19 protein-coding genes are annotated in these 17,758 nt (G+C 49.3%); 18 read left to right on the top strand and 1 reads right to left on the bottom strand.

All coding sequences use genetic code 11. The features are described 5' to 3' along the window. Nucleotides 1-36 precede the first annotated feature (36 nt). Nucleotides 37-1,332, top strand: a complete 1,296-nt coding sequence (locus JYB63_RS17505) for an adenylosuccinate synthase (RefSeq protein WP_205659197.1) — start codon at nucleotides 37-39, stop codon at nucleotides 1,330-1,332. Nucleotides 1,333-1,466: 134 nt separating this feature from the next. Here JYB63_RS17505 and JYB63_RS17510 read toward each other — a convergent pair whose 3' ends face one another. Further along, the gene (locus JYB63_RS17510; RefSeq protein WP_243432040.1) at nucleotides 1,467-2,273 is read right to left on the bottom strand and encodes an inositol monophosphatase family protein; all 807 of its coding nucleotides are present in this window, start codon (nucleotides 2,271-2,273) and stop codon (nucleotides 1,467-1,469) included. A 144-nt stretch (nucleotides 2,274-2,417) separates the two neighbouring features. Here JYB63_RS17510 and trmJ point away from each other — a divergent pair, with 144 nt between their 5' ends. The 17 genes from trmJ to der all read left to right on the top strand — a co-directional run bounded on the left by trmJ (nucleotide 2,418) and on the right by der (nucleotide 17,293). Further along, complete coding sequence (gene trmJ / locus JYB63_RS17515; protein ID WP_205659198.1) at nucleotides 2,418-3,170, top strand: tRNA (cytosine(32)/uridine(32)-2'-O)-methyltransferase TrmJ; 753 nt, start codon at nucleotides 2,418-2,420, stop codon at nucleotides 3,168-3,170. A gap of 205 nt (nucleotides 3,171-3,375) precedes the next feature. Beyond that, on the top strand, nucleotides 3,376-3,876 hold the full coding sequence (iscR, locus tag JYB63_RS17520) for a Fe-S cluster assembly transcriptional regulator IscR (protein ID WP_205659199.1): 501 nt from the start codon (nucleotides 3,376-3,378) through the stop codon (nucleotides 3,874-3,876). 37 nt (nucleotides 3,877-3,913) lie between these two features. Beyond that, complete coding sequence (locus tag JYB63_RS17525) at nucleotides 3,914-5,128, top strand: IscS subfamily cysteine desulfurase (RefSeq protein WP_205659200.1); 1,215 nt, start codon at nucleotides 3,914-3,916, stop codon at nucleotides 5,126-5,128. A 38-nt stretch (nucleotides 5,129-5,166) separates the two neighbouring features. Next, nucleotides 5,167-5,550, top strand: a complete 384-nt coding sequence (gene iscU / locus JYB63_RS17530) for a Fe-S cluster assembly scaffold IscU (protein ID WP_205659201.1) — start codon at nucleotides 5,167-5,169, stop codon at nucleotides 5,548-5,550. 54 nt (nucleotides 5,551-5,604) lie between these two features. Further along, on the top strand, nucleotides 5,605-5,928 hold the full coding sequence (gene iscA / locus JYB63_RS17535; RefSeq protein ID WP_205659202.1) for an iron-sulfur cluster assembly protein IscA: 324 nt from the start codon (nucleotides 5,605-5,607) through the stop codon (nucleotides 5,926-5,928). A gap of 101 nt (nucleotides 5,929-6,029) precedes the next feature. After that, nucleotides 6,030-6,557 (top strand): Fe-S protein assembly co-chaperone HscB, encoded by a 528-nt coding sequence (gene hscB / locus JYB63_RS17540; protein WP_205659203.1) that lies wholly within the window; start codon nucleotides 6,030-6,032, stop codon nucleotides 6,555-6,557. Between the two features lie 5 nt (nucleotides 6,558-6,562). Beyond that, nucleotides 6,563-8,437, top strand: coding sequence for a Fe-S protein assembly chaperone HscA (gene hscA / locus JYB63_RS17545; RefSeq protein ID WP_205659204.1), 1,875 nt, complete (start codon nucleotides 6,563-6,565; stop codon nucleotides 8,435-8,437). Then, nucleotides 8,437-8,775 carry an ISC system 2Fe-2S type ferredoxin gene (fdx, locus tag JYB63_RS17550; RefSeq protein ID WP_205659205.1) on the top strand — a complete coding sequence of 113 codons (339 nt, stop codon included), beginning with the start codon at nucleotides 8,437-8,439 and terminating at the stop codon, nucleotides 8,773-8,775. Before hscA ends, fdx begins: the two co-directional genes overlap by 1 nt. 17 nt (nucleotides 8,776-8,792) lie before the next feature. Then, on the top strand, nucleotides 8,793-8,993 hold the full coding sequence (iscX, locus tag JYB63_RS17555) for a Fe-S cluster assembly protein IscX (RefSeq protein ID WP_205659206.1): 201 nt from the start codon (nucleotides 8,793-8,795) through the stop codon (nucleotides 8,991-8,993). Between the two features lie 131 nt (nucleotides 8,994-9,124). Next, complete coding sequence (gene ndk / locus JYB63_RS17560; RefSeq protein ID WP_205659207.1) at nucleotides 9,125-9,532, top strand: nucleoside-diphosphate kinase; 408 nt, start codon at nucleotides 9,125-9,127, stop codon at nucleotides 9,530-9,532. A 58-nt stretch (nucleotides 9,533-9,590) separates the two neighbouring features. After that, entirely contained in the window at nucleotides 9,591-10,730 is a 1,140-nt protein-coding gene (rlmN, locus tag JYB63_RS17565; protein WP_205659208.1) for a dual-specificity RNA methyltransferase RlmN, read from the top strand. A 20-nt stretch (nucleotides 10,731-10,750) separates the two neighbouring features. Further along, on the top strand, nucleotides 10,751-11,512 hold the full coding sequence (pilW, locus tag JYB63_RS17570; RefSeq protein ID WP_205659209.1) for a type IV pilus biogenesis/stability protein PilW: 762 nt from the start codon (nucleotides 10,751-10,753) through the stop codon (nucleotides 11,510-11,512). After that, nucleotides 11,509-12,597: a RodZ domain-containing protein gene (locus JYB63_RS17575; protein ID WP_205659210.1), complete on the top strand. Its 1,089-nt coding sequence runs from the start codon at nucleotides 11,509-11,511 to the stop codon at nucleotides 12,595-12,597. The genes pilW and JYB63_RS17575 overlap by 4 nt, the downstream gene beginning before the upstream one ends. 50 nt (nucleotides 12,598-12,647) lie before the next feature. Beyond that, nucleotides 12,648-13,886, top strand: coding sequence for a histidine--tRNA ligase (hisS, locus tag JYB63_RS17580; RefSeq protein ID WP_243432052.1), 1,239 nt, complete (start codon nucleotides 12,648-12,650; stop codon nucleotides 13,884-13,886). A gap of 38 nt (nucleotides 13,887-13,924) precedes the next feature. Beyond that, on the top strand, nucleotides 13,925-14,578 hold the full coding sequence (locus JYB63_RS17585) for a YfgM family protein (protein ID WP_336510903.1): 654 nt from the start codon (nucleotides 13,925-13,927) through the stop codon (nucleotides 14,576-14,578). A 2-nt stretch (nucleotides 14,579-14,580) separates the two neighbouring features. Further along, nucleotides 14,581-15,726 carry an outer membrane protein assembly factor BamB gene (gene bamB / locus JYB63_RS17590; protein ID WP_205659212.1) on the top strand — a complete coding sequence of 382 codons (1,146 nt, stop codon included), beginning with the start codon at nucleotides 14,581-14,583 and terminating at the stop codon, nucleotides 15,724-15,726. A 151-nt stretch (nucleotides 15,727-15,877) separates the two neighbouring features. Next, entirely contained in the window at nucleotides 15,878-17,293 is a 1,416-nt protein-coding gene (gene der, locus JYB63_RS17595) for a ribosome biogenesis GTPase Der (RefSeq protein WP_205659213.1), read from the top strand. The last annotated feature ends 465 nt before the right edge of the window (nucleotides 17,294-17,758 follow it).

Below are 17,758 nucleotides of genomic sequence, written 5' to 3' on the forward strand. Positions count from 1 at the left end.
CTTGAAATTAGATTGAGTTAAACGTTAGAGACTAGCATGGGTAAAAATGTCGTTGTTTTAGGAACGCAGTGGGGAGACGAGGGTAAAGGCAAGATCGTTGACCTTTTAACAGATCAGGCTACTGCTGTGGCACGCTTTCAGGGCGGCCATAACGCAGGTCACACTCTGGTTATCGATGGTGAGAAAACGGTTCTTCACCTGATCCCGTCAGGTATTCTGCGTGACAATGTTCTTTGCATGATAGGCAACGGCGTTGTGCTGTCTCCTGAAGCATTGCTGAAAGAAATGAAAGAGTTGGAAGAGCGTGGTGTTCCTGTACGTGAGCGTCTGCGTCTGAGTCCTGCCTGTCCACTGATTCTGCCATACCACATTGCGCTGGATCAGGCCCGTGAAGCTGCACGTGGCAATGCCAAGATCGGTACTACCGGCCGTGGTATTGGTCCTGCGTATGAAGACAAGGTTGCCCGTCGTGGCCTGCGTCTTGATGACATGATGAACAGCGAGCGTTTTGCAGTGAAGCTGAAAGAAGTGATGGAGTACCATAACTTCATGCTGCAGAACTACTATAACGCTGAGCCTGTCAGCTATGAGAAAGTTCTGGAAGAGTCTCTGGCCATGGCGGACGTGCTGCGTCCTATGGTAATGGATGTTACTTCCAAACTGCATGAGTACCGTGAGCGTGGTGATAACATCATGTTTGAAGGTGCACAGGGTTCTCTGCTGGATATCGATCACGGTACTTACCCGTATGTAACTTCTTCTAACACAACTGCTGGCGGTACTTCTACCGGTAGTGGTTTTGGTCCTCTGTATCTGGATTACATCCTGGGTATCACCAAGGCTTACACTACCCGTGTGGGTTCAGGTCCGTTCCCGACTCAGCTGGATTGCGAAATCGGTAACCACCTGGGAACCAAAGGTCATGAGTTTGGTGCGACCACTGGCCGTGCCCGTCGTTGTGGCTGGTTCGATGCGGTTGCTCTTAAGCATGCTATTCAGATCAACTCTGTTTCCGGTATCTGTCTGACTAAGCTGGATGTGCTGGATGGTCTGGAAGAGATCAAGGTATGCGTAGGTTATAAGGACGCTCAGGGCAACGATGTTTACTCGCTGACTGGCAGTGAAGATTACGAAGCGATCGAGCCTGTATACGAAACTCTGCCGGGTTGGACTGAAACAACTCTGGGTGCTCAGACTCTGGAAGCACTGCCGGCTAATGCGCAGGCTTACATTAAGCGTCTGGAAGAGCTGATCAAGGCGCCGATTGATATTGTTTCCACTGGTCCTGACCGTGTTGAAACAATTGTTCTGCGTCACCCGTTTGATGCATAACAGCGCTTGTTGAGCCGATGGCTGAAAGTCATCGGTTTACTAAAAAACCAGCTGCGGCTGGTTTTTTTGTGTCTGCTGTTTTTCAGGTATAAAAAAACCGGCGCAAGGCCGGTTTTTTAATTTCTCGACTGGCTTTATTTCAGCTCGTCGCTCACTGCCGGGTGGATGCTCTTAAGCAGTGCTTTCAGCATCTTCGGGTTACCGACAATCAGGTTGCCGTTCTGGGTGTGAGTGTTGCCGCCATTGAAATCAGACAGTAAGCCGCCGGATTCCTGAATCAGCAGGGTGCCGGCTGCCATGTCAGCACCTTTCATGCCGAACTGGAAGAAACCGTCGAAACGGCCGGCTGCAGTGTAAGCCATGTTCAGTACCGGTGAGCCAGCGTTGTAGATGCTGCCGTCTTCCAGGGTGATGTTGCTGAATACGCGCTGGAAGGAGTCCAGGTGTTGCTTCTGGTTGCGGCCAAAGTAGTTGCTGGCAATCAGTGCGCCCTGAAGGGTTTTCAGGTTGCTAACGCGCAGGCGTTTACCGTTGCACTGTGCACCACGGCCACGGCTGGCAGTGAATTCTTCACCGTTCATCGGGTTCAGTACAATAGCGTGCTCCAGACGGCCGCGCTGGTAGCCGGCAATGCTCAGGGCGAATACAGGTACGCCATTGGCAAAGTTGCTGGTGCTGTCGATAGGGTTTACCTGCCAGGTAATGGCGGCGTTGCCTTCAGCGGCGTGCTGGCCAGTGAATTCGCCATTAACTTCGTGGTCCGGATAAGCCTTCTGGATTGTGCTGGCAATCGCCTTTTCAGCCTGCTTGCAGGTTTCTTCGAAAAAGTCGCTGACACTTGATTGTTCGGATTTAATCAGGTCGAGTCGTTCCACTGCGCGGGCGATTTGTTCGCCTGCGATGCGTGCGCCGCGCAGGGCGATATTTACCATCGGTTGCATCTATCTAATACCAGTCGTCGGGAGGGTAAGAAATCAAAGAGCGCGATTATAGCAAAATCTTACTGAGATAAAGAACAACAAACCGCGAATACTTGGCAGGTTCTGGTAAAATAATCGCCTTTTTATTCTATAAGTCTGAATCTGATGCTGCAAAATATACGAATTGTACTGGTAAATACCACTCACCCCGGAAATATCGGTGCGGTCGCCCGGGCAATGAAAAACATGGGGCTGGCTGAACTGTGTCTGGTTGAGCCGAAGATGTTTCCGCATGAAGATGCCGATGCCAGAGCTTCAGGTGCGACTGATTTGCTGGAAAACGCACTGGTTGTCGGGTCGCTGGATGAGGCGCTTGAAGGATGTCATCTGGTGGTGGGTACGAGTGCCCGTAGTCGGAATATTCCCTGGCCGTTGCTGAATCCCCGGGAGCTGGGGGGTGCTTCTTCAGGGCTTGGAGCTGATCAGAAGATGGCGGTTGTGTTTGGCCGTGAAGACCGTGGCCTGACCAATGAGGAATTGCAGCGTTGTCATTATCACGTACATATTCCAACGGAAGAGACTTTCAGTTCACTGAATATCGGTGCCGCTGTGCAGGTTATTTGCTATGAGCTGCGTATGGCTGCCCTGCAGCAGGATAGTTCGGAGGATAAACCTCAGTGGGGTACGGACTGGGATGTGGATCTGGCGGATATGCAGGAGCTTGAGCGAATGTTCGAGCATCTGGAGCAGACGATGATTGATATAGAGTTCCTTGATCCTGAGAAGCCCCGCCAACTGATGCCCCGTTTACGGCGGCTGTTTCTGCGGGCTTTGCCCGATAAAATTGAAGTTAATGTTCTGCGGGGAATTCTCACCGCGACCCAGAAACGTCTGAAGAAGTCAGACACAGACGTTTAGTCATTCTTCAAAAGGTGCTAGAATCTCGCCGCCCTCAGTGGCGGCTGAGTTTTCTGAGCAGATTTTTACAGTCTCCCGTCACTATGATTTCTGAGCCTGAAGCTGCATTTAAAAACCGAGTGAATTACTTGGTTATATAATTGACTAAAATACTAGGGTATTGCATAATCCCCGCGTGCTCAGTTTGGGGTGAGGGAAGTATTTTATGCGATTAACAACGAAAGGCAGATATGCGGTTACCGCGATGCTTGATCTTGCGCTTCACGCAAGTGACGGACCTATCAGCCTGGCGGATATATCTGAACGTCAGGGAATTTCCCTGTCCTATTTAGAACAGCTATTCGCTAAGTTGCGTCGTAATGATCTGGTGCGCAGTGTACGTGGCCCCGGTGGTGGGTATCAGCTTAACCGTGAGCAGCATGCGATTGATGTTGCAGAAGTAATTGATGCGGTTAATGAATCAGTTGATGCGACGGGTTGCGGACACAGTGGTGGTGGTCATACCGGTGGTTGTCAGGGTGGAAATACCTGTCTGACACATCATCTGTGGTGTGATCTCAGCAGCCAGATACACGAATTTTTAAGCCAGATCAGTCTGGCTGATCTGATGGCCCGCCAAGATGTACAGGCCGTTGCAAAACGTCAGGATCGTGAACAGCAGACGTTAATAGATACGAGTTTAATAGAGGCGAAAGTAAGCGCCTGAGTCTCTGGTGAAGAGACGTTTTTGGAGAGTTGATGTAATGAAGTTGCCAATTTATTTTGACTACGCAGCCACTACTCCGGTTGATCCCCGGGTAGCAGAGAAGATGATTGAATGCCTGACCATCGAAGGTAACTTCGGTAACCCGGCTTCCCGTTCTCATCTGTACGGCTGGAAAGCTGAAGAAGCTGTTGAAACTGCACGTCGACAGGTTGCTGACCTGATGAACGCTGATCCGCGTGAAATTGTATGGACGTCCGGTGCAACTGAGTCCGATAACCTGGCGATTAAAGGTGTGGCGCATTTTTACTCTAAAAAAGGCAAGCACATCATTACCTCCAAAATCGAACACAAAGCGGTTCTGGATACCTGTCGTCAGTTAGAGCGTGAAGGTTTTGAGGTGACATACCTTGATCCGGATGCAGACGGTATTATTCAGCCACAGGCGGTTGCGGACGCACTGCGTGAAGATACGATTCTGGTATCTGTCATGCACGTAAACAATGAAATCGGCGTGATCAATGATATTGCTGCCATCGGTGAAATTACCCGCGCTAACGGTGTGCTGTTCCACGTGGACGCTGCTCAGAGTGCCGGTAAGGTTGATATCGACGTTGCTGCAATGAAGGTTGATCTGGTGTCTGTATCAGGCCACAAAATGTACGGTCCTAAAGGGATCGGTGTTTTGTATGTACGCCGTAAGCCACGTGTTCGTCTGGAAGCGCAGATGCACGGCGGTGGTCATGAGCGCGGCATGCGTTCTGGTACTCTGGCAACCCATCAGATTGTTGGTATGGGTGAAGCTGCACGACTGGCTAAAGAAGACATGCAGGCTGATAAAGAAAAGATTACCGCGCTGCGTAACCGTTTCTGGAATGCGATCGAAGATATGGAAGAGATTCATATCAACGGTTCCGTTGATCAGCGTTACATTGGTAACCTGAATGTAAGTTTCAACTACGTTGAAGGTGAGTCACTGCTGATGTCGCTGAAAGATCTGGCGGTATCTTCAGGTTCTGCATGTACATCTGCGAGCCTTGAGCCTTCATACGTACTGCGTGCGCTGGGTCTGAATGACGAAATGGCGCACAGCTCGATTCGTTTCTCTATCGGGCGTTTTACTACTGAACAGGATATTGACGATGCTGTTGAACAGATTCGCGAAGCTGTTTCCAAGCTGCGTGAATTGTCGCCTCTGTGGGACATGTACAAAGACGGTGTTGATTTAAGCAAGGTTGAATGGGTTCATCACTAAGCATCGCTTGGTGATGAGGTCAAACTGAGGAGGTCGTTATGGCTTACAGTGATCAGGTAATCGATCATTACGAGAATCCGCGTAATGTCGGCAAAATGAATGACAAAGACAGCAATGTTGGTACAGGCATGGTGGGTGCACCTGCGTGTGGTGACGTAATGCGCCTGCAGATTCAGGTAAGTGATGAAGGTGTTATTGAAGACGCTAAGTTCAAAACTTATGGCTGCGGTTCTGCAATTGCTTCAAGCTCACTGGTAACTGAGTGGGTTAAGGGTATGACTCTGGACGAAGCTGCTGAGCTTAAGAATACTAAAATTGCAGAAGAACTGGCTCTGCCTCCGGTGAAAATTCACTGTTCAGTTCTGGCTGAAGATGCAATTAAAGCAGCTGTTGCTGATTATAAAGAAAAGCAGGCTAAGTAAGCGTGTTGTGCACCCGGCAGGCCGGGTGCAGATCGGTATTCTAGGAGTAAACATATGGCAATCACAATGACCAGCGCGGCAGCTAATCATGTGAATCGTTATCTTCAGTCCCGTGGACACGGTGCAGGGATTCGTCTTGGTGTGAGAACCTCCGGGTGCTCCGGCATGGCGTATGTACTTGAGTTTGTTGATGCGGTGCAGGACGAAGATCAGGTGTTTGAGGCTGAAGGCGTTAAGATTGTTATTGATCCGAAAAGCTTGCTCTACCTGGATGGTACCGAGTTAGATTTTGTTAAAGAAGGTCTGAATGAAGGCTTTAAGTTTAACAACCCTAACGTTAAAAATGAGTGTGGTTGCGGCGAGAGCTTCAACATCTGAACCGGTAAAGGTTCCTGACTCCCGTTTCTTATTTCAGCCGCTGTGACTGTCCGGATATTGTTTGGACGTGCAACGGCTGAATCGTATCTGCCGGCTCTTTCATGGATATTAAACAGAACTACTTTGAGTTTCTTGGGCTGCCGGAGAGTTATCAGCTCGATAAGCAGGCACTGTCTGAGCGCACCCGCGAATTACAGAAAACCCTGCACCCGGATAAGTTTGCGCATCTGGCGGATCATGAGCGTCGTCTTTCTGTACAGTACACCGCGTATCTGAACGAAGCGGTAGCAACCCTGAAGTCGCCGTTAACCCGTGCGCAGTACCTGCTTTCCCTGAAGGGAGAGGATACTTATTCAGAGTCATCTGTTCAGCTTGACCCCATGTTTCTGATGCAGCAAATGGAGCTGCGTGAAGCTGTTGAAGACATTACGGATGCAGATGATCCGGATGCAGCTGTTGAAGAAATGTATGCAGAGGTCGCTGAACAAAAGCAGGTGTTCCAGGTAGAATTTCAAACCCTTTATGATCAGGCGGACTACCCGGCTGCAGCAATAACTGTCAGAAAAATGCAGTTCATTTATAAGCTGGAGCGGGATGTAGAAGCGCTTGAAGACAAACTTTACGATTAATCATTATGGCCTTATTGCAGATTGCAGAGCCGGGACAGACCCCGGAACCCCATCAGCGCAAGCTGGCAGTGGGGATTGATTTAGGTACAACCAATTCATTAGTGGCTGCGGTTCGTAATGGTGAAACTGTTACGCTGCCGGACCATGATGGTCAGCATCTGTTGCCGTCGGTGGTTCGCTATACCGAAGCACAGCCGGAAGTCGGTGCAGCTGCGCTGGCTCAGGCAGCTAAAGATCCGTTCAATACAATTGTTTCCGTGAAGCGCCTGATGGGGCGCGGTATAGATGATCTCAAGGCGTTGGATGGTCAGGCGGTTTACCGTTTTGCACCTGCTGATGGTGGTATGCCCTACATTGAAACTGTTGCGGGAAATAAAAGCCCTGTGCAGGTTTCAGCTGATATTCTGACCAGCCTCAGAGTGCGGGCTGAAGATACGCTTGCGGGCGAACTTGAAGGTGCTGTTATTACTGTACCTGCTTACTTCGACGATGCTCAGCGTCAGGCAACGAAAGATGCTGCGCAACTGGCCGGTATTAAGGTGTTGCGTTTGCTTAATGAGCCGACAGCTGCTGCTGTGGCTTACGGGCTTGATGAGGGCGCTGAAGGGGTTATTGCTGTTTATGACCTGGGCGGCGGTACCTTCGATATCTCAATTCTGCGTCTGAATAAGGGTGTTTTTGAAGTGTTATCCACCGGTGGCGACAGTGCCCTGGGTGGTGATGACTTTGATCTTGCACTGGCTGAGTGGTTTAAAGACCAGCTTCAGTTAGCAGAGCTTGATGCGAAGCAGTCCCGTGAGCTGACCGGCCGTGCCCGTTGGGTGAAAGAACAGCTGTCAGCAAATGACGCTGTGGATGTGACGTTTGAGTTACTTGATGGTGCGCCATCTCTTAATGTTACCCGTGAGCTTTTTGATAGCTTAATTGAAGGGCTTATTAAGAAGACCCTGTCGGCTTGTCGCCGCGCTCTGAAAGATGCGCAGGTGGAACTGGAAGAGGTCAGTGAGGTAGTACTGGTCGGTGGCAGTACCCGGGTGCCGGCGGTACGTGAGCGGGTTGAAAAGTACTTTAAACGTGCGCCCCATGTGAATATTGATCCGGACCGGGTAGTTGCAATCGGTGCGGCTGTTCAGGCAGATTTGCTGGCGGGTAACAAGCCAGACAGTGAAATGCTGTTGCTGGATGTTCTGCCGTTATCCCTTGGGCTGGAAACGATGGGTGGACTGACGGAAAAAGTCATTCATCGTAATACGCCGATTCCTGTTGCCAAGGCACAGGATTTTACCACCTATCAGGATGGCCAGAATGGCATGGTTATTCATGTTGTTCAGGGGGAACGAGAGCTGGTTGATGATTGCCGCTCGCTGGCACGTTTTACTTTGCGCGGTATTCCGCCGATGGCAGCCGGTGCGGCCAAGATCCGGGTGTCTTTTCAGGTTGATGCCGATGGTTTGCTGAGTGTGTCGGCCAAAGAATTATCCAGTGGTGTGGTCAGCGAAATTCAGGTTAAACCGTCTTATGGTTTGGCGGATAATGAAATTGCAGACATGCTGAAAGCGTCTTACAGCAATGCTGAAGAAGATATGCATGCCCGCAGTTTGCGTGAGCAGCAGGTTGAAGCAGACCGCATCCTGATTTCACTGGAACAGGCGATTGAAGCTGATGGTGATGTGCTGCTCAGTGCAGAAGAGCTGCAGCATTTACGTGAGCAGATGGCGCTATTGCTTCAGTTGCGCCATGGCACGAATTATAAATTAATAGAAAAAGGGGTGAAGGAATTGGCTAAGGCCAGTGATTTCTTTGCCGCACGCCGCATGGATTTAAGCATTAAAGAAGCGCTTAAAGGCCAGAGCGTTGATGATATTGAAGGGGATATGTAATGCCACAAATTATTTTCTTACCCCATGATGAGTTATGCCCTGAAGGTAAGGTGATTGAAGCAGAGCCTGGTGTAACCGTCTGCGATGCAGCCTGGGCTGAGGGTATCGAAATTGAACATGCATGTGAAAAGTCATGTGCCTGCACGACCTGTCATGTCATCGTACGTGAAGGGTTTGACAGTCTGGAAGAGTCTGATGAGCTGGAAGACGATATGCTGGATAAAGCATGGGGTCTGGAGCCTGAGTCGCGTCTGAGCTGTCAGGCTGTTGTAGGTGATGAAGATCTGGTTGTGGAGATCCCTAAGTATACAATCAACCAGGTGTCTGAACGCCACTAAGGCGGGAGAACAGAATTATGTCTTTTAAATGGATAGATGTGCACGATATTGCCATCGAGCTTGATGAGCAATATCCGGATACGGATCCGCTGACCGTCAGCTTCCCGGATTTGTATGAATCTGTGATGGCGCTGGAGGGCTTTGACGACGACCCTGACCGTTGCGGAGAAAAGATTCTTGAGGCTATTCAGATGGCCTGGATCGAAGAGCGACAGTGAACACCGTAAAAAGCCCGCAAAAGCGGGCTTTTTCGTCTTTGACGATGCTGTTATCTGTCAGACGCATGGCGTATAATGGCGCGTTTTTCTAATATCCCTTGTGTCCTAAAATTTAAGAGGATTTATAGCAAATGGCTATCGAACGTACTTTTTCAATCATTAAGCCCGATGCAGTTGCCAAGAACGTTGTCGGCAAGATCGTTTCTCGTTTCGAAGAAGCGGGTCTGAAAGTGGTTGAAATGCAGATGAAATCTCTGTCTCAGGCTGAAGCAGAAGGTTTCTACGCAGAGCACAAAGAGCGTCCATTCTTTGGCGATCTGGTTGCTTTCATGACTTCTGGTCCTGTTGTTGTTCAGGTTCTGGAAGGTGAGAACGCTATCGCTCTGAACCGCGAGCTGATGGGTGCTACTAACCCACAGGAAGCTGCTGAAGGTACTATCCGTCGCGATTTCGCTGAGTCTATCGACGCGAATGCTGTACACGGTTCTGACGCTCCTGCTTCTGCAGAGCGTGAAATTGCTTACTTCTTCGGTAAGTAATATCTGTTGGGCCGGAACACTGTGTTTCGGCCCACTGTTTTATGATGTTAGGTGAGATATGACTGAAGCCACACAAAAAGTTAATTTACTGGGACATTCGCCACAAAAGCTGGCTGAATATTTTCAGAGCATTGGTGAAAAGCCGTTCCGTGCTACCCAGGTATTGAAGTGGATTCATCAGTTTGGTGTCAGCGATTTTGCTGAGATGACTAACATCAGTAAGGCGTTACGGGAAAAACTTGCCGCTGTGGCAGAAATCCGTGAGCCTGAAGTTCTGGTTCAGAACATTTCTAAAGACGGTACCCGTAAATGGGTCATTCAGCTGGAAGGCGGCTCCTGTGTTGAAGCCGTACTGATTCCGGAGAATGGCCGGGCGACACTGTGTGTATCTTCACAGATCGGCTGCTCACTTGACTGCAGCTTTTGCTCCACAGGTAAGCAGGGTTTTAATCGCAATATGAGTGCCGCCGAAATTATCGGTCAGGTACGGGTGGCAATTCGCTCTTTTGGTCCTTTTGATCCTTCCGGTGATCGCCGTGTGACAAACGTGGTGTTTATGGGAATGGGCGAGCCCCTGATGAATTTTGATAACGTTGTTGACGCTATTCAGCTGATGATGGACGACAACGCTTATGGTTTATCCAAGCGCCGCGTCACCCTGAGTACTTCAGGTGTGGTACCTGCTCTGGATAAGCTTCGTGAAGTGACAGATGTTTCTCTGGCAATCTCACTGCATGCCGGTAACAACGAGCTGCGTGATGTGTTGGTACCGATTAACAAGAAATACCCGATTGATGAGCTGGTTGCGGCTTGTAACCGTTATATGGACAGTCTCAACGATAAACGGGTTATTACTGTAGAGTACACCCTGATTGAGGGGGTCAATGACCAGCCTCAGCACGCCCGAGAGTTAGTTAAAGTATTGAAACGCTTGCCTTGTAAGCTGAATTTGATACCTTTTAATCCTTTCCCTAATTCGGATTATATGCGGCCATCTGAAGATGCTATTCAGGCGTTCAAGATGATTGTCGTGAAGGCAGGCATTGTTACCACAGTGCGCCGTACCCGTGGGGATGATGTTGATGCGGCATGCGGTCAGTTAGTTGGTCAGGTTATGGACCGGACCCGTCGCAGTGAAAAGTATATTCCGTTAACACCTGCTGATGCTGTACAGGTACAACAGGCTGTTAAACACTAAGTTTGTCAGGAGAGACGCGATTGAAAAGCTGTTTAGTTGTTCTGTTATCAGTACTGCTCGCAGCTTGCGCGGGTAATACAACTCAGACAAACGGTAATATTGATAACGGTGCTGCCGAGGCTTATACCCAGCTGGGTATTCAGTATCTGCGCGATGGCGATAATGCTAACGCCAAGCAGGCTTTCCACCGTGCCACACAGATAGACCCCGATACTGAGCTGGCGTATAACGGGCTGGCGATGGTGTTCCAGCTGGAGAGTGAAAATAATCTGGCTGAAGAATATTTTAAGCGGGCGGTCTCTATCGCCCCTGACAATGCTGTGCTGCGAAATAACTACGGTGCTTTCCTGTTTAGCCAGGAGCGCTATGAAGAAGCCTGTAAAGAGTTGGCGGTAGCAACACAGGACCCTTTCTATGCTCAGCGGGCTCAGGCTTTTGAAAACCTGGGGCGTTGCTACCAGAACCTGAAACGTTTTCCGGCTGCCGAGCATGCATTCAAACGAAGCCTTAATCTGAATCCGAACCGTCCTGTCGCTTTAATTGAGTTGGCGGATACGTTATTGGCTGAGAATCAGCCGGATGAGGCCATTATCTATTTTGACCGCTTCGGTGAATTAGTTGATAACCGTCAGGTCGAACATTACGCTAGGAGCCTTTGGTTAGGCATCCGCATCTCCAGAGTCAAAAATAATTCGATTAGTGCAGCGACTTATGGTTTGATTCTTAAGAATTTATTCCCAGATTCGCAAGAGTACCGTGAGTATAAGGAGTCATCTCGGTGAGCAGAAAAGAACCGCAAAGTGGCGAAGGTGAACTGCAGGAGCTGGTATTCCCTGTTGATGAGCTGATTCAGGCGCGTGAAGCCAGCGGCCGTACTCAGGAGGATGTAGCTCAGGAGCTGCGTCTGTCGATGCGATATATTCAGGCACTTGAAACAGCCGAATTCGACGCGCTGCCGAGCATGGTATTTGCTCGCGGATATATCCAGAGTTACACCAAGTTGCTTGGTCTGGATGCTGACCGTTATCTGGCGATTTTTGATGAACTGACTACGCCGGGCGGTAAGCAGCGCCGTCGTCCTATCCGTGCTATCGGAAAGGTTGATGAGCAAGCCAAGTCAGGTGACTTTGCAGTAAAAAGTTTTACCTGGGTTGTTTTATTGGCCCTGATCGGTGTATCCGTTTGGTGGTGGAAGACTCAAAGCGATCCTGAGTTGTTATCTGATCTGTGGCCCGCAGGAGAGACTGCCCAGGAAGTCGTGGTTGAGGGGGACGGAACTCTGCAGTTAAATATTGAAGCGGAGCCTGAAGTTGATAGTTTTCCCCCTGTAGAAGTGGACCCAGTCAGTGTACCGGTAACAGAAAAAGCTGATGAAGTATTGGCGAGTGCTGAAGCTGTATTGGAACAGGCTGCGGAAACTGTACAGGGTGTTACTGCTGATAGTGCTCAGCCTGTCGAAGAGACGACTGAAACGGCCACTGAACAGCCGGTTGCTGAGGCTGAGCCGCTAACCAGTATTACTGCGCAAACTGATATTGAGCTTGAGACTGCACAGGTTGAACCACCTGTGCTAGCGCCAGTACAGGAGGCTAGCCAGCCTGATGCGTCAGATTCAGGCATTGGCCGGTTACTGATCGACTTCATTGATGACTGTTGGATCAGTGTAAAAGATGTAAATGGCCAGGTGCTGGCAATGCGCATTAAACCGGCAGGCAGCCGGCTTGATGTATCAGGCCCGGGCCCTTTGAAAATTCAGATCGGTAAAGTTTCTGCTGTCAAAAACATCACCTTCAATGGGCAGACGGTTGATCTGAGTAGTTATACCCGTTTAGATGTGGCAAAGCTGAATTTGCCCGCAAGTGAATAAGTTATCTGTTAGGACTAGTTAAATTGGCAAAAATCAAAGCCATCCGCGGAATGAACGATATTCTGCCGGAGCAGACTCCCGTCTGGCAATTCCTTGAATCTACTGTAAAAAACGTACTGGCAAACTATGGATATAGTGAAATCCGTATGCCGGTTGTTGAGCAGACAGATTTGTTTAAGCGCTCGATCGGTGAAGTCACAGACATTGTTGAAAAAGAAATGTACACCTTCGAGGACCGCAACGGCGAAAGCCTGACGCTGCGTCCGGAAGGTACCGCAAGCTGCGTGCGTGCGGGTGAAGAACATGGCTTGCTGTTCAACCAGACCCAGCGTTTATGGTATCAGGGTCCGATGTTCCGCTATGAAAAGCCACAAAAAGGCCGTTATCGTCAGTTCCATCAGATTGGTGTGGAAACCTTCGGGATGGCCGGTGCTGATATTGATGCTGAAGTGATCATGCTCAGTGCCCGTTTGTGGAAACAGCTGGGTATTCTTGATGCTGTAACACTGCAGCTGAATTCGCTGGGTAGCAATGAAGCGCGGGCAGTATTCCGGGCGGATCTGGTTACCTATCTTGAAGCGCATAAAGATGAGCTGGATGAAGACAGCCGTCGTCGTCTTGATTCGAATCCATTGCGAATTCTGGACAGCAAAGATGCCGGTACACAGGCATTGCTGGATAAAGCGCCTGTGCTGAATGATTATCTGGATGAAGATTCCAAATCGCACTTTGCTGAGCTGTGTGAGTCGCTTGATGCTGCCGGGATTAAATATGAAATTAATCCTCGTCTGGTACGCGGTCTCGATTACTACTGCAAAACAGTTTTCGAATGGGTAACTGATAAGCTGGGTGCTCAGGGGACAGTTTGTGCCGGTGGGCGTTACGACGGCTTGGTACAGCAACTGGGAGGTCGTGCTACGCCGGGTGTCGGTTTTGCCATGGGTGTTGAGCGTCTGATTCTGTTGTTGGAAACGCTTAATGTCGTGCCTGATGCATTGCGTCAGCCATTTGATGTTTATCTGGCTGCTGAGCATAAGGGTATTCAGCCGCGTATGGTCGTATTAGCCGATAAGTTGCGGGATGCCGTACCCGGACTGCGTATCCAGCTGCATTGCAGTGGGTTGAAAAATATCGCTAATAAAGCCCGTCAGACGGGTGCTGCCTGGGTAATTCTTGTGCGCCAGAATGAAGAAGGTTCACTGGTGTCAAACCTGTGGTATAACTCCGAGCCGAGCTACGATGTTGCTGAGTCGGATATTGCTGCCTTATTGCAGCAACAGCAGGCATAAATTAGATATTAGAGTTTTAAAAAGCACGGGAGTATGTTGTGGCTGAATTGCGCACAGAAGAAGAGCAGGTTGAAGCGTTAAAGAAGTGGTGGCAGGAAAATGGTAAGTCACTGGTACTGGGTGTGCTTCTGGCCGGTGCAATTATCTTTGCATGGAAAGGCTGGCAGAACAGCCAGCAGGTAAAAGCTGAAACAGCGGCTGCTCTTTATCAGAACCTGATTCAGGCGGTTGCGTTAGCAAGTGCGCCGCAGGCTACTGAAGAGCAGAAGTCAACCGCTGCTCACCTGGCTGGCAACCTTAAAACCGAGTTTGATGATACCGCCTACGCTCGCTTTGGTGCACTGCTGAATGCCCGTCTGTTACTGGATGCCGGTGATAAGGATGGTGCCATCGCAGAGTTTGATTGGGTGTTGTCTCAGTCTGAAGACCCGGTTATGACAGTGGTCACCACTATGCGTAAAGCCCGTGTACTGGCATCAAAAGGTGATGTCAGTGCCGCAATCGCTTTGTTGAACGGTGTGAGTTCGGATGCTTTCCAGGTTAGCCTGATGGAGCTGAAAGGTGATCTGCAGCTTAAAAATAACGAGCCGGTTAAAGCCCGTGAAAGCTATCAGCAGGCACTGGATCTGGCAGGTGATGAAGCACGTCCAATTTTAGTTATGAAACTCGATAATCTGGCCGTTGAGGGTTAACAATGAATTATCTGACTCGCCTGGCGGCTGTAGGTCTTATGGCTGCAAACCTGAGTGCCTGTGGATGGTTTAGCAGTGAAGTAGAGATCGAACCGGCTCCTCTGGTTAAATTTGAAGCTGAAAAAGACGTTGATGTTATCTGGCGAACCTCTGTGGGGAGTCTGGGTGAGAAGTTCAATCAGCTGACCATGGGTATTACCACTGAGCGTATCTATACCAGCAGTGTGTCAGGCAATGTTTATGCGCTGGACCGTGCCAGTGGCGATGTTGTCTGGTCGGTTGAGCTTGATGTGCCGGTTGCCGGCGGTGTTGGTGTCGGGCCGAATCAGATAGCTGTGACAACTGAACAGGGCATGCTGATTGTTCTTAACAATGAAGACGGTTCAGAAATTTGGCGTAAGCAGTTACAGGCTGAAGCACTTAGTCCTGCTCAGATGAATGAGCAATTGCTGGTAAGTCAGCTGCAAAACGGCAGCCTGGTCGCATTTGATGTGAATACCGGTGAACAAAAGTGGACCTATGATACGCAGATTCCTGCACTGACACTGCGCGGAACCAGTGCGCCGATTGTAGCGCTGGATGCAACACTGGCTGCATTTGCCAACGGCAAGCTGGTTGCTGTGGATAACCGTAACGGTGGCTTGCTGTGGGAGCGGTTAATCGCGGCGGCAGATGGTAAGTCAGAACTGGAGCGGATTATCGATATTGATGGCCAGCCAATTCTGGCAAACGGTGTTGTTTATGTCGTTAGCTATCAGGGCAAGCTGGTTGCTGTCAGCGTACAGGATGCGCAGGTACTGTGGTCGAAAGATGCTTCAAGCTATCGCCAGCTGGCTGCAGGGTTTGGCAATATCTATGTCAGTGAAGATAACAGCTTTATTCAGGCATATGATCAGCGTACCAGTGCCAGTGTCTGGCGTCAGCCTGCGCTGGAATACCGTGAAACATCCGCACCAGCGGTAATTGGTAATACTGTTGTTGTCGGTGACTTTGATGGCTATCTGCACTTCATGTCTCAGATTGACGGTCGCTTTGTTGCCCGCTATCAGGTCGACGGTTCCGGTATCCGCAGCGATATGAAAGTGGTTGATGATACTTTGTACGTGCTTACAAATGCCGGTCGTCTGGCTGCTATAAAACTGCAATAAGTTTTAAATTCTATATAATGGCGGTCCGTTGCTATGCAGCGGATCGCCATTTTGTTTTTTATTGCTGAGAAAATGGTTGGATCACAAACCAGATCCGGAATTAAAATCTCAATTCAGCAATACCTTAATTTTTTAAGAGTCTGATCAGAATATGCTTCCTGTAATCGCCTTAGTAGGCCGGCCAAATGTTGGTAAATCGACCCTGTTTAACCGGTTGACCCGATCCCGTGATGCACTGGTTGCCGATTATTCTGGTCTGACCCGGGACCGTAAATACGGCGAAGGACGGCTGGGCGAGCGTGATTACATCGTTGTAGATACCGGTGGTATCTCGGGTGATGAACAGGGCATTGATTATAAAATGGCAGAGCAGTCCCTGTTAGCCATTGATGAAGCCGACATCGTACTCTTCCTGGTTGATGGCCGGGCCGGGCTTAACCCTGCAGATGAACTGATTGCTGATCACCTGCGTCGCTGTGAAAAAGAAGCCCACCTGATCGTAAATAAAACCGATGGTATTGACCCGGATATCGCTATGAGCGATTTCTATGGTTTGGGTCTGTCTGAGCCGTTGCCGATTGCAGCTTCCCATGGCCGTGGTGTAACTCAACTGATCGAACATGTATTAGAAGAAATTCCTGTTGAGGAACTGACTGAAGAGGAAGAAGAGCTTCAGCGCAGTAAGAAGATTGCCATCATCGGCCGTCCGAATGTGGGTAAGTCTACACTGGTTAACCGTCTGCTTGGTGAAGACCGTGTCGTCGTATTTGACCAGGCCGGTACAACCCGTGACAGCATTTATATACCTTACGAACGAAATGAAGAGCCTTACACCCTTATTGATACCGCGGGTGTTCGCCGGCGTAAAAATGTTCGTGAAGCGGTAGAAAAGTTCTCCATCATCAAAACCCTGCAGGCCATTAAAGATGCCAACGTTGTTGTGTTGGTAATTGATGCGCAGGAAGGTGTGTCAGAGCAAGACCTGCATATGCTTGGTTATGTGCTTGACGCTGGCCGTTCGCTGGTGATTGCGCTGAATAAGTGGGATGGCATGAGCGGTGAAGAAAAAGAAGCCGTGCGTGACCAGTTACGCCGTCGTCTTGATTTCGTGTCGTTTGCCCGCATGCACTTTATTTCAGCGTTGCATGGCAGCGGCGTTGGTGAGCTGTACACCTCAATTGATGAAGCCTATGACTTTGCCATGATGAAGTGGGCAACCAATAAGCTGACCCGCTTACTGGAAGACATTGTTGCAGATCATCAGCCGCCAATGGTCCGCGGTCACCGTATTAAGTTGCGATATGCGCACCAGGGTGGTTCTAATCCGCCAGTTATTGTTATTCATGGTAATCAGACTGCAGAACTGCCTAACTCCTACAAGCGCTACCTGGAAAACAAGTTCACAAAAGTTTTAGGTATTAAGGGTACGCCGCTACGTTTTGAATTCCGAAGCAGCGATAACCCGTTTAAAGATAAGAAGAACGAGCTGACCAAACGTCAGCAGATGAAAAAACTGCGTTATAAACAGCATTTAGCCAAGCAAAAGAAAAAGTCTAAGAAACGCTAGTTAGCATAAAAGAACGCCGTCTCATTAAGACGGCGTTTTTGTATCTGAATTTTGTATCCACCTCATTACTAAGCGAGTTAGCAAAATTGGTTTTTATGTACTACATATATTGATGCTGTCCGGTCAGCTCATAAGGCTGTTTCAGGGAAATGACAATAATATGAAGAAACTGAAAAAGCCTGTTGACTCTTCGGTCAGCGTGCCTATAATACGCCCCCACATTGAGACACAGGGCCGCGACAACGCAGCAAAATGCACTTAATGAGAGTCAGAATAACCCGCTGAAAAACAACTTGTTTTGATGTGTGAGCTAACTGATTCGACCGGAACAAAAGGTTACTTTTCCGGTTTTGATAACTTCTTCGGAATTAATCAAAATCTTCTGAAAATAACCGTTGACTTCCACCGGGTGTTGAGTAGAATACGCACCTCGCTTGAGACGACAGCAACGACGGTTACGCCGGT

Origin of the sequence: Aliamphritea spongicola (assembly GCF_017051665.1) — a bacterium.
In the GTDB taxonomy this organism is placed as follows: domain Bacteria; phylum Pseudomonadota; class Gammaproteobacteria; order Pseudomonadales; family Balneatricaceae; genus Amphritea; species Amphritea spongicola.